General features: G+C 60.4%; 12 protein-coding genes. 8 read left to right on the plus strand and 4 right to left on the minus strand.

Annotation, left to right across the window (positions count from 1 at the left end):
• Positions 1-45 precede the first annotated feature (45 nt).
• The 3 genes from ACST81_RS24615 to ACST81_RS24625 all read right to left on the minus strand — a co-directional run bounded on the left by ACST81_RS24615 (position 46) and on the right by ACST81_RS24625 (position 2,592).
• On the minus strand, positions 46-777 hold the full coding sequence (locus tag ACST81_RS24615) for a hypothetical protein (protein WP_438754114.1): 732 nt from the start codon (positions 775-777) through the stop codon (positions 46-48).
• Positions 778-829: 52 nt separating this feature from the next.
• Positions 830-1,600, minus strand: a complete 771-nt coding sequence (locus ACST81_RS24620; protein ID WP_438754116.1) for a HipA family kinase — start codon at positions 1,598-1,600, stop codon at positions 830-832.
• A 164-nt stretch (positions 1,601-1,764) separates the two neighbouring features.
• Positions 1,765-2,592 carry an IclR family transcriptional regulator gene (locus ACST81_RS24625; RefSeq protein ID WP_438754118.1) on the minus strand — a complete coding sequence of 276 codons (828 nt, stop codon included), beginning with the start codon at positions 2,590-2,592 and terminating at the stop codon, positions 1,765-1,767.
• Positions 2,593-2,951: 359 nt separating this feature from the next.
• Between ACST81_RS24625 and gcl the strand changes: the two genes are divergently transcribed.
• The 5 genes from gcl (at position 2,952) to ACST81_RS24650 (ending at position 8,320) form a co-directional block, all read left to right on the plus strand.
• Entirely contained in the window at positions 2,952-4,736 is a 1,785-nt protein-coding gene (gene gcl / locus ACST81_RS24630; protein WP_438754119.1) for a glyoxylate carboligase, read from the plus strand.
• A gap of 22 nt (positions 4,737-4,758) precedes the next feature.
• Complete coding sequence (hyi, locus tag ACST81_RS24635; RefSeq protein WP_438754121.1) at positions 4,759-5,571, plus strand: hydroxypyruvate isomerase; 813 nt, start codon at positions 4,759-4,761, stop codon at positions 5,569-5,571.
• Positions 5,572-5,576: 5 nt separating this feature from the next.
• Entirely contained in the window at positions 5,577-6,461 is an 885-nt protein-coding gene (locus tag ACST81_RS24640) for a 2-hydroxy-3-oxopropionate reductase (protein ID WP_438754122.1), read from the plus strand.
• 63 nt (positions 6,462-6,524) lie between these two features.
• On the plus strand, positions 6,525-7,793 hold the full coding sequence (locus tag ACST81_RS24645; RefSeq protein WP_438754124.1) for a glycerate kinase type-2 family protein: 1,269 nt from the start codon (positions 6,525-6,527) through the stop codon (positions 7,791-7,793).
• 107 nt (positions 7,794-7,900) lie between these two features.
• The gene (locus ACST81_RS24650) at positions 7,901-8,320 is read left to right on the plus strand and encodes a DUF4174 domain-containing protein (RefSeq protein ID WP_438754126.1); all 420 of its coding nucleotides are present in this window, start codon (positions 7,901-7,903) and stop codon (positions 8,318-8,320) included.
• Between the two features lie 6 nt (positions 8,321-8,326).
• On the opposite strand, the gene ACST81_RS24655 is transcribed toward ACST81_RS24650, so the two are convergent.
• Positions 8,327-9,541 (minus strand): TIGR03862 family flavoprotein, encoded by a 1,215-nt coding sequence (locus tag ACST81_RS24655; protein WP_438754128.1) that lies wholly within the window; start codon positions 9,539-9,541, stop codon positions 8,327-8,329.
• 251 nt (positions 9,542-9,792) lie between these two features.
• On the opposite strand from ACST81_RS24655, the gene ACST81_RS24660 reads away from it, so the two are divergent.
• From ACST81_RS24660 to ACST81_RS24670, 3 genes are all read left to right on the plus strand, one after another.
• Positions 9,793-10,956: an isovaleryl-CoA dehydrogenase gene (locus ACST81_RS24660; protein ID WP_438754130.1), complete on the plus strand. Its 1,164-nt coding sequence runs from the start codon at positions 9,793-9,795 to the stop codon at positions 10,954-10,956.
• A 71-nt stretch (positions 10,957-11,027) separates the two neighbouring features.
• The gene (locus ACST81_RS24665) at positions 11,028-11,519 is read left to right on the plus strand and encodes a hypothetical protein (protein ID WP_438754132.1); all 492 of its coding nucleotides are present in this window, start codon (positions 11,028-11,030) and stop codon (positions 11,517-11,519) included.
• Positions 11,516-11,899 (plus strand): type II toxin-antitoxin system VapC family toxin, encoded by a 384-nt coding sequence (locus ACST81_RS24670; protein WP_438754133.1) that lies wholly within the window; start codon positions 11,516-11,518, stop codon positions 11,897-11,899. The genes ACST81_RS24665 and ACST81_RS24670 overlap by 4 nt, the downstream gene beginning before the upstream one ends.

Here is an 11,899-nt window from a genome sequence, read left to right on the forward strand (position 1 = left end):
GAAAAATTAGAGAATATAAGAAGGATATCCAGAAAGCCGCGCCAATCAATAAAGCGCAGCTTTAAATTTCTGCCGGTCTTTTGGGTCCGACCAATTAAAGACATTGCCCTCAGCGAAGCTGGTCAAAATCTCTATCTCACCCTTATGAACACTCGCTTCTTCAGGGGAGACAGCGTACACTCCTAATGGCTTCACTTGCTCGCCAAATCGCTGTTTCGCGAAATACAGGGTCGCGCCTTTTTCGCAAGCCTTGCCGTGTGCATTTGTCGTAATCCCGCGAAGTTCGAGTGTTGAAACAACCTTCAGCCCATTGGTCTTGTAGGCGAAATCAGCGACTATTTCTTTCTCTTCAGATACCACGAATTTTGGGATCACTTTCCCGTCTTCCAACGTCTGCCCACGCTCTCCGAGAACGCCGACCTGACGTAACATTGTCGATATTTCTGTGTTGATCTTTTGCTGTTTTTCTTTCCGGCTAAGCGCCGGCTTGTCTACGAACACAGACAAAATCTTCCGGATCGCAGCATCATATTCCTCTGACGTTCTGGCACGTATATCACCGGGTTTGCCCAGCACGAAGACCTCGCTTTGAAGGGGACGGCTACTGTGATCATCACGACCATAGAGCGCCTCCAAATCTGAGATCGCAGTCTTCAATGCCATGTCTTTGTAAGCCTGCGCAATCTCTTCCCATTTGTAGCCAGTAAGGTGAACGAGCTTACGAATTTCTGTCAGACGTACGTCAATCCCGTCAGGTCCCACCGCAATAACGCCCACGTTTACCCGCTCCCCTCTCATGGGATTCGGGCGTGCCTGTATAATTGAGAATTTATATGAGTGTGCCATCATTCAAACCAGTCTTGATCGCTGCCACCCTTGCCGACGCCATACCACTGCTCCACCAATCTATGATCGCATCCTCCTCTTGCTGGGTCAACCAATCCTTCGGGTGGCTACCGATGATGAGTTGGACTCTTGTGGCATCTATCGCTTCAATGCTGGTTAAAACTTGTTCGGCGACATTGATGTCGATGTAATCTCCAAAATTCGCTTTCAACCAATTTCTGACATTCACCGTTGCAAGCATCGGGTTTGTCATCGGCGCAGGCGGCGGAAAACCATTGACGAGCCATGACCTTGAGTAATCGAATGAATACACTTTATGGCCGTTACCTTCTGGGACGATCATAAAGTTATTTGCGTGTCGATCAACGTTGTGAATAAACAGATCGAAAGCGTAGATTCGAGAAAGGTCTTCTGAAAGCGACCCAAAATTGATATTACCCTGCGCAGCGAAGTTCCACCAATCTTTGGTCTTTCCATTCATCCACTGTGATCCAAACCAATAATTTCCATCTGGATGGCGGATGACACTGAATGGCACCTGTGGAACTCCAACTGCGATTGCAAGCGAAGAGCAAAACCATTCGCAGTGCGGCAGGGCAGGATGAACGTTGTTTTTTTTGATCACAAAAGTGCCTGCGTCGCCGCAAAAGCAGCCTTCGTTCGTGTCTTCACTTCCAAAGTTGGCTGCTCCGCAGAACATGGCGTCAAGCGCCACTAATTGTGGAACACTGCCTTGTGTGGGCGCTATCGCCATTCTCCTCCGCCCATTGCGTCGTACGAAGAGACGCTATTAACTACTATTGATTGTCCCCTACCGAACCTTTACCGTTTGGCGACGCATATTTCAATAAGTTCACGAGGAAAATGCGCGTTTTGATTGATCCCAGAACACCCTCAACGCAATTTGGTCTTACCGCTTCACACCCGCCCACCCATTGCCCGCGTCAGCCCATCGGCTGCGGCCCGCACGACCGGGCCGAGTTCCGCAAGGACCGCATCCGGCAACCTGACCGCTGGTCCCGAAATCGAAATTCCGGCGATCGCTTCGCCATATTCGTTGAAGATCGGGGCGGCGAGGCAGCGCATGCCGAGTGTGTGCTCCTCGTCGTCGATCGACCAGCCGCGTGTGCGGATGATTGCAAGGTCGACCATCAGCTTCGGCAGGCTGTCGCGGGTCTTCTCCGTGAAACGGGCAAGCGGGCGCGGCGACAAGAGGCGCTCGATGTCGCCGTCCGGCCAGGTCGAGAGGGTGGCCTTGCCGATGCCCGAGGCGTGAATGGGACCACGGCGCCCGGGACGGAAAAAGGCGCGCATCGGTGCATGGCTTTCGACCTGCGAGATGAACACGACATCGCCGCCATCCTCGATGCCGATATTGGCGGTTTCGCCGGACCGTTCCATCAATTGCTTGAGGAAGGGGCGGCTGATCGCGCCGAGCTTGCGGAAGCGCAGGAAGGCATTGCCGATCTCGAAGGCCTTCAGCCCGATCGTCCAGGCACCGGTCTCCGCGTCATGCGTCACCATGCCATGGCCGGCAAGCGAGGTCAGTAGGCGGTGGACCGTGGATGGCGCCATGCCGGACTGGTCGGCAAGCTCGGTCAGGACTGCGCCATCAGACGACGCAATGAGATCGAGCAGCGTCAGGCTGCGATCGAGGACCTGGACGGAGGAGGGGACGGCATTTTCTCCTGCCTTGCGGCCGCGCTTGGGGCGCTGGGTTTCCTGTTTAAGTGGGTGGTCGGGCATGGTGGTTCCGTTTGGATTTAAGGGATATTAGGAAGGTAGCGGCACCCCCTCATCCGCCCTGTCGGGCACCTTCTCCCCGCTGGCGGGGAGAAGGGATCTGCCGCACCTTGGTCACCTGTGCATTGTTACATGGGAAATTTGCGGCAAGCGCTGTCGTCCCCTCTCCCCGCCTGCGGGGAGAGGGCCAGGGTGAGGGGCAATCCCTGAAATCTCAATGCATTTATCACACGCACTTTATCCGATTGCCTCCGATTCCTTGAAAATGTTTATTTCCACATGATGAGAATGATTTCCATTTAAAAATTGCGCGGCCGGAAATTTGATCTACCCTGATCCTCACGACGATGGAGGATCAAGTCATGGCGAAAATGCGCGCGGTCGATGCGGCGGTTCTGGTTCTGGAGAGGGAAGGTGTCGATTGCGCCTTCGGAGTTCCGGGCGCGGCGATCAATCCCTTTTACTCGGCGCTGAAAGCGCGCGGTTCGGTGCGGCACATCCTGGCGCGGCATGTCGAGGGCGCGTCCCATATGGCCGAGGGTTATACCCGCGCCGAGCATGGCAATATCGGCGTCTGCATCGGCACGTCCGGGCCGGCCGGCACCGACATGATCACCGGGCTCTATTCGGCTCAGGCGGATTCGATCCCGATCCTCTGCATCACCGGCCAGGCGCCGCGCGCAAGGCTGGACAAGGAGGATTTCCAGGCGGTCGATATCGCCAAGATCGCCGGGCCGCTGACCAAATGGGCCGTCACCGTCATGGAGCCGGCGCTGGTGCCGTTCGTCTTCCAGAAGGCGTTTCACCTGATGCGCTCGGGCCGCCCCGGTCCGGTGCTGATCGACCTGCCGGTCGATGTCCAGCTGGCCGAAATCGAGTTCGATATCGACACCTATGCCTCGCTCGATCCCTACAAGCCATCCGCGACGCGGGCGCAGGCCGAAAAGGCGATCGCCATGCTGAACGCGGCGGAGCGTCCGTTGATCGTCGCCGGCGGCGGTATCATCAATGCGGATGCATCCGATCTCCTGACAGAATTCGCCGAAATCACCGGTATCCCTGTCATCCCGACGCTGATGGGCTGGGGCACGATCCCCGACGATCATCCGCTGATGGCCGGCATGTGCGGGCTGCAGACCTCGCATCGCTACGGCAATGCCAACCTGCTTGCTTCCGATTTCGTGCTCGGCGTCGGCAACCGCTGGGCCAACCGCCATACCGGCAATGTCCCGACCTATACCGAGGGCCGGAAATTCGTTCATGTCGATATCGAGCCGACCCAGATCGGCCGCGTCTTCGCCCCGGATTTCGGTATTGTCTCGGATGCGGGCGCCGCGCTGAAGCTGTTCCTCGATATCGCGACGGAATGGAAAACGGCGGGAAAATTGCGGGACTGGTCGGGCTGGGCGGAGGAATGCCGCGAACGCAAGCGAACCATGCTTCGCAAAACCCATTTCGACCAGACGCCGCTGAAGCCCCAACGTGTCTACGAAGAGATGAACAAGGCGTTCGGCCGCGACACCTGCTATGTCTCGACCATCGGGCTCAGCCAGATCGCCGGCGCGCAGTTCCTGCATGTCTACAAGCCCCGCAACTGGATCAATTGCGGCCAGGCCGGCCCGCTCGGCTGGACGCTGCCGGCGGCACTGGGCGTGCGCGCCGCCGATCCGGACCGTCCGATCGTGGCACTGTCGGGCGACTATGACTTCCAGTTCATGGTCGAGGAACTGGCGGTCGGCGCCCAGCACAAGCTGCCCTACCTGCATGTGGTCGTGAACAATTCCTATCTCGGTCTCATCCGCCAGGCGCAGCGCGGCTTTGCCATGGATTTCGAGGTGAGCCTCGGCTTCGACAATATCAACGCGTCGGGCGATGCGGAGAAGGGCTACGGCGTCGATCACGTGGCCGTAGCCGAAGGGCTCGGCTGCAAGGCGATCCGGGTCAGGAGTCCGAACGAGTTCCAGGAGGCGTTTTCGAGGGCTAAGGACCTGATGAACGAGCACCGGGTGCCTGTTGTCATCGAGTTCATCCTCGAGCGTGTCACCAATATTTCCATGGGTGCGGATATCAATGCGGTGGTCGAATTCGAGGAACTGGCCGAACGCGGCGAGGATGCCCCGACGGCGATCATGGCGCTCATCGATTGAGCCAGAACAAGGAGGACATTCCATGCCCAAATTTGCGGCAAATCTGACCATGCTCTTCAACGAAGCGCCTTTTCTCGACCGGTTCACGCTGGCCGCCAAGGCGGGCTTTGACGCCGTCGAATATCTCTTTCCCTACGAGTTCGACGCGAAAGCGCTGAAGGCGGCGCTGGAGGTCAACGGGCTGACGCAGGTCCTGCACAACCTGCCGGCCGGGAACTGGGCCGGCGGCGAGCGCGGCATTGCCATCCTGCCGGACCGGGTTGACGAATTCCGCCGTGGCGTGGCATCCGCCATCGATTACGCCACCACGCTCGGCTGCACGCAGGTCAATTGCCTCTCCGGCATCGCGCCGGTCGGCGTTTCCGACAGCGTGCTGCGCGCCACCTTCGTCGCCAACCTGAAGCTGGCGGCGACAGAATTGGGCAAGCATGGCATCCGTCTGCTGATCGAGCCGATCAACCGCTTCGATATTCCCGGCTTCTACCTCAACACGGTGGAACAGGCGGCCTCGATCATCGCCGAAGTCGGCAGCGACAACCTGTTTATCCAGTATGACCTCTATCACCAGCAGCGGACCGAGGGCGAACTGATCGGAACTTTCCGCAAGCACCAGGCGCGGATTGCCCATATCCAGTTGGCCGACAATCCCGGACGCAACGAACCGGGCACCGGAGAGATCAACTATCCCTTCGTCTTCGAGGCGCTGGACGCGGCCGGATACGACGGCTGGATCGGCTGCGAATACAAGCCGCGCACCACGACATCCGAAGGGCTGGGATGGCTTGCCAGCGCCCGAAGCGCGCGTAGCGCAGACATCATCAAGATCAGGAGTTAAGCATCATGGCCACAATCGGCTTTATCGGACTGGGTATCATGGGCACGCCGATGGCGCGCCACCTGCAGGATGCCGGCCACACCGTCGTTACCTCGAAATTCCACATCGCACCGAAGCAGGAACTGCTCGACAACGGCCTGCAGTTTGCCGAAACACCGAAGGCGCTGGCGGAAAAGGTCGACATCACTATCCTGATGCTGCCGGACACGCCGGATGTGAAGGATGTCCTGTTCAGTGAAAACGGCGTTGCGTCCGGCCTGTCCACGGGCAAGCTGGTCATCGACATGAGCTCGATCTCGCCGATCGACACCAAGGAATTCGCCAAGGCGGTTCGCGAAACGGGCGCCGAATACATGGACGCTCCGGTCTCGGGCGGCGAAGTCGGTGCGAAGAACGCCTCGCTGTCGATCATGGCGGGCGGCACCGAAGGCAGCTTCGACCGTGCGCTTCCGCTGTTCAAGCTGATGGGCAAGAACATCACGCTCGTCGGCGATTGCGGCGATGGCCAGGTCACCAAGGTCGCCAACCAGATCATCGTCGCGCTGACGATCGAGGCGGTTTCCGAGGCGCTGGTGTTCGCGTCAAAGGCTGGCGCCGATCCGGCGCGGGTTCGCGAAGCGCTGATGGGCGGCTTTGCCTCGTCGCGCATCCTCGAAGTGCATGGCGACCGGATGATCAAGCGCACCTTCGATCCGGGCTTCCGCATTTCGCTGCACCAGAAGGACCTGAACCTCGCGCTGCAGGGTGCGAAGTCGCTGGGCATCTCGCTGCCGAACACGGCGGCGACGCAGGAACTGTTCAACAACTGCGCCGCCAATGGCGACAGCGGTCTCGACCATTCCGGTCTCGTCAAGGCGCTGGAGCGCATGGCCAACCACGTGGTCGCCTGACGATCCGGCGGGCGGTTGCGGGGAGGCAACCGCCCATTCTTTCATGAAGCGAGGACAAGAAGCATGGCCGTGATCGCCGACCCCAAGGCCTTTCTGGAGGCTCTGTTTCATACGGCCGTCGCTGCCGCCGATCCAGAAAAGGTGCTGGCCGCCAACCTGCCGCAAAAACCGAAGGGCCGTACCGTGGTCATCGGTGCGGGCAAGGGCGCGGCCCAGATGGCGCAGGCGTTCGAAAGGCTCTGGGACGGGCCGCTGAGCGGCGCGATCGTCACGCGTTACGGCTATGCCGCGCCCTGCAAGCGGATCGAGGTACTGGAGGCCTCGCATCCGCTGCCGGACGAGAACGGCCTCGCGGCCTCCCGTCGATTGCTGAAAGAAGTCAGCGGTCTGACGGAGGACGATCTCGTCGTGGCGCTGATCTGCGGTGGCGGCTCGGCTCTTTTGCCCTTGCCGGCGGGCGACCTGACGCTCGACGACGAGATCGCCGTCAATCGGGCGCTATTGGCTTCGGGCGCACCGATCAGCGCCATGAACGCGATCCGCAAGCATGTGTCCGGCATCAAGGGAGGCCGGCTGGCGGCGGCGGCCTTTCCGGCGAAGGTCGTTTCCCTCGTTGTCTCGGACATTCCCGGCGACGACCCGGCGCTGGTGGCCTCAGGACCGACTATTGCAGACGCGAGCACTCGCGACGACGCCCTGCGCCTGATCAAACGTCACCGTCTCGATCCGCCGGAAAAGGTCATGGCCTTCATCCGCAGCGAGGCCTCCGCTGCACCCGACCCATCCGATACCAAGTTTCAGCGTAACGATGTCCGGCTTGTCGCATCCGCCGCCGTTTCATTGGACGCAGCAGCCGAGCAGGCTCGTGCTTCAGGCATCGAGGCGGTCATTCTCTCCGATGCGATGGAAGGCGAGGCGCGCGAAGTCGGCCGCATCCATGCGGCGATCGCCCGCGAGGTGGCCGGCCGCAACCGGCCATTCCGCAAGCCTGTGCTGATCCTCTCCGGCGGCGAGACAACGGTGACGATCCGGGGCAAGGGCAGGGGTGGGCGCAATACCGAATTCCTGCTGTCGCTCGCACTTGGCATCGACGGCGCCGAAGGCATCTCCGCACTCGCAGCCGACACCGACGGCATCGACGGATCGGAAGACAATGCCGGCGCCTTTGCCGACGGGTCGAGCATCTCGCGGTTGGCTTCGGCGGGTGAAGATGGAGCAGCGCTCCTGGACCGCAACGATGCGTGGACCGCTTTCGATGCGATCGGCGACATATTCAAGCCTGGCCCGACCGGTACGAATGTCAATGACTTCCGGGCGATCCTGGTGCAATGAGCGGGTCCGCCGCAATCTTCGTTCTCCTTATCCGGATGGAAAATCGGAACCAAAAGACGGATGTCAGGTTTCCTGCCCATGCGATCAATGGAACAGGGATAAAGGCGATGTTGAAATCATTGTCGGGCGATGTGTTCGGTATCGATGTCGATCCGCAGCAGGGCGGCATGAGTCTCGCCGACTTCGAATGGCGCTACAGGGTGCTGGTCATCTTTCCCGACGATGCCCATATCGAAGCAACTCGGCAGGCGAACATGCTGCTTTCCGAAGCCGAAGGCCTGCGCGACCGCGATATTATCGTATTGGAAGTTCGGCACAACGACGTCAAAGCGCTGTTCGGACCGGAATACGATCTCAACTGTTACGCTATCCGCGCCGACCTCGATATCACCGACGGCTTCTTCGCCCTCAAGCTTGTCGGCAAGGACGGCACGATCAGGTTCAGTTCGAACGATGTCGTTACTCCGAATGAAATTTTCGCGCTCATCGACCAAATACCGGTGCGTAAGAAGGAGCGGCCCCACTGACAAGGCTCAGAGAGGGCCAGAAAGCCAATCGCTGATTCCACGCGCCGCGTGCCGTCCCGTCGCGAAACAGGCCGTCAGCAGATAGCCGCCGGTCGGGGCTTCCCAGTCCAGCATTTCGCCGGCGGCGAAAATGCCGGGAAGCGCTTTCAGCATGTATCGTTCGTCGATCCCCTCGAGATCAATCCCACCCGCCGATGAGATCGCCTCCGCGATCGGACGTGGGCGGACGACGGAGATGGGCAGAGATTTCAGCAGACCGGCCAGCCGCTCCGGATCATAGATGTTTGTCTGGGGCTCCACTTCGCGGACCAGCGCAGCCTTGACGCCGTCGAGACCGGCGCTCTTGCGCAGGCGGGTCGCAAGGGTTGCCTTCCTGTCTTGACGGGCGAGATCCCTGGCGAGGCGTTCGCGGGTTCGGCCGGGCATGAGATCGACCGACAACGCCGCCTTGCCATCCCGCGCCAGGGCATCGCGCAAAGCTGCCGAATGCGCATAGACGAGGCTTCCCTCGATACCATGTTTCGAAATCACGAATTCACCGGGAAAAATACCGGCTGTCGAGGTGGCCGTGACGGATTTCAGCGGAGCGCCGGCAAAGCGGGTCTTGAAGACCTCGCTCCAATCGGCATCGAAGCCGCAATTGGCGGGCTGGAGCGGATTGACCACGACGCCGCGATCCTGAAGCAGGGTGGTCCATGCGGCGTCCGATCCAAGGCGCGGCCAGCTTGCGCCGCCGAGGGCCAGAAGGGTGGCATCGTGATGAACGGTGATCGCGCCATCCGGCGTCTCGAAGGTCAGGCCGCGCTCCGCAAATCCGGTCCATCGATGCCGGGTCAGCAGCCGAACGCCCTGAGCCTCGAGGCGGCGCAGCCAGGCGCGCAGCAGTGGCGATGCCTTCATGACGGTCGGGAAGACGCGGCCCGATGTTCCAACGAAGGTTTCGGTGCCGAGACCGGCCGCCCAAGCGCGCACATTGTCCGGCGTGAAGGCGTCGAGCGCTTCGCGAAGGCGCGCCGATGCCGGGCCGAACCGCGTGACAAACCGCGCGTAATCCTCGGAATGGGTGATGTTGAGGCCGGATTTGCCGGCGAGCAGGAATTTGCGGCCGAAGGTCGGCATGGCATCATAGACAGTGACCGCATAGCCGCGTAACGACAGGACCTCCGCCGCCATCAGCCCCGCCGGCCCGCCGCCGATGATTGCGATCTGTTTTCCCGTCATGTCCTGTCCAGTGCCGAATGTCGTGATTTCGTCTTGGGGCCTTGACGGATTTCGCGCAAGCGAAATGACGGATGCCGCGGAAGCCTTCGCGATCGCAAATAACCGGTTCGGCATTCCGGTTTTTATAAATCGTGCGCCCAAGCCTCTGTCTTGGTTCGGAAATTGTTGTTGGGGTGTGATAGTCTCGCAAATAGGAGGTTGCCGGATGAAGAGGAGTTCGTCCGGTAATAACGCATAAGGGAGGAGGCCGGATGTATTCGGGCGGATTGCGCTTTGCTGTTGGCGACGAGATCGAGGCCTTGCGCGAAAGCGTGCGCCGCTTTGCCAGCGAACGGATCGCGCCGCAGGCGGCCCATATCGACCGGACCAACAGTTTCCCCATGCCGCTTTGGCGGGAAATGGGTGAACTCGGCCTGCTCGGCATCACGGCGGCGGAAGATCATGGCGGCGCCGGTCTCGGCTATCTCGCCCATTGCGTCGCCATGGAAGAAATCAGCCGCGCCTCCGCCTCGGTTGCGCTCAGCTACGGCGCCCATTCCAATCTCTGCGTCAACCAGATCAGTCGCAATGGCTCCGAAGCGCAGAAGGCACGCTATCTTCCGAAACTGATTTCCGGCGAGCATGTCGGGGCGCTGGCCATGTCGGAGCCGACGGCCGGGTCCGATGTCGTGTCGATGAAGCTGCGCGCCGACAAGCGCGGCGACCGTTATGTGCTCAACGGCAACAAGATGTGGATCACCAACGGTCCGGATGCGGACGTGCTGGTCGTCTACGCCAAGACCGATCCGCAAGGCGGACCGCGCGGCATCACGGCCTTCCTGGTCGAGAAGGGTTTCGCCGGTTTTTCAACCGGCCAGAAACTCGACAAGCTCGGCATGCGCGGCTCCAACACCTGCGAACTGGTCTTTTCCGATTGCGAGGTGCCGGAGGAAAACCTGCTGGGAGCGGTTGGCGGCGGCGTGCGCATCCTGATGTCCGGGCTCGATTACGAGCGCGTCGTGCTGTCAGCCGGGCCGCTGGGCATCATGGATGCTTGCCTCGACGTCGCAGTCCCCTATCTGCACGAGCGAAGGCAGTTCGGTCAGTCGATCGGCGAATTCCAGCTGATGCAGGGCAAGATCGCGGACATGTATGTGACGCTGAATGCCGCCCGCGCCTATGTCTATGCCGTGGCCGCTGCCTGCGACCGGGGGGAGACGACGCGCAAGGACGCAGCCGGCTGCATCCTCTACGCGGCTGAAAAGGCGACGGCGCTGGCGCTTGAGACGATCCAGATCCTTGGCGGCAACGGCTATACCAACGATTACCCGGCCGGCCGACTGCTTCGGGATGCCAAGCTCTATGAGATCGGGGCGGGAACCTCGGAAATCAGGCGCATGCTGATCGGTCGGGAGATTTTTGCTGAAGCGCGATAGGCGGATAATTTATCGTTTTACATTATGTTTAACGTAAATTATTATTTGCATGTCGATAAACGGAGAATCTGATGAATATGTTATATTTATCGGTTAGGCAGGGTTCCGAGAAGGCGCGCATCTGGCAAATCTGCGACGAGCTACTGGCCAGAAACGGCGTGCCGCCAAGCGGCCGGGAGGTTGCGGATATTTACGTGGCCGAGGGGGGCAATCAGGGAACAGGATTTACCCAATACTCCCACTGGAAGAAGGAATATCTGGCCCGTCAGGAGCAGGCCGCGCCGCGCGAGGCGATATTACTTTCACCTGGCACCGTCACGTTTCGCTCGATGTCAGTCACCGCTGACGGGACGATCATGCTTCCGGCCGATATCCGCCGGGCCATGCTTCTGGACGAGGATGGACGGGTAACCGTGAGTGTCGTCGATGGTGAATTGCGTGTGATTTCGCCGATGGTGGCGGTTCGCCAGTTGCAGCGCCGGACCCGGGAACTCGTGCCGGCCGGAACCCTTGTTTCCGACGAACTGATCGCCGAGCGGCGCCAGGAAGCGGAGGCGCGATGAGCGGCGCCGTGTTCGACGCCTCGGCCGTATTGGCCATGGCCTTCAACGAACCGGGCGCCGATCAGGCGATGGCCTATCTGACGGGCGGCCGCATTTCTGCGGTCAACTATTCGGAGGCTGGTGCAAAACTGATCGACAAGGGACTGCCGCCGGATGAGGCCTTCATCTGGCTCGCGGCCCTCAGGCTCGAGGTCGTTCCGTTCGACACCGCTTCCGCCGAAGGGGCGGCGACGCTAAGGCAGGAAACACGAGTCCGGCGCCTCTCCTTTGCCGATCGTGCTTGCCTGGGGCTCGCTATCGCGACCGGAGCGGCGGCGATCACGACGGACAGGGTGTGGTCGGAACTGGATTTGAACTGCATTGTAAAACTCATCCGCTAG

It is taken from the genome of Pararhizobium sp. O133 (genome assembly GCF_051669845.1).
Lineage (GTDB): Bacteria > Pseudomonadota > Alphaproteobacteria > Rhizobiales > Rhizobiaceae > Pararhizobium.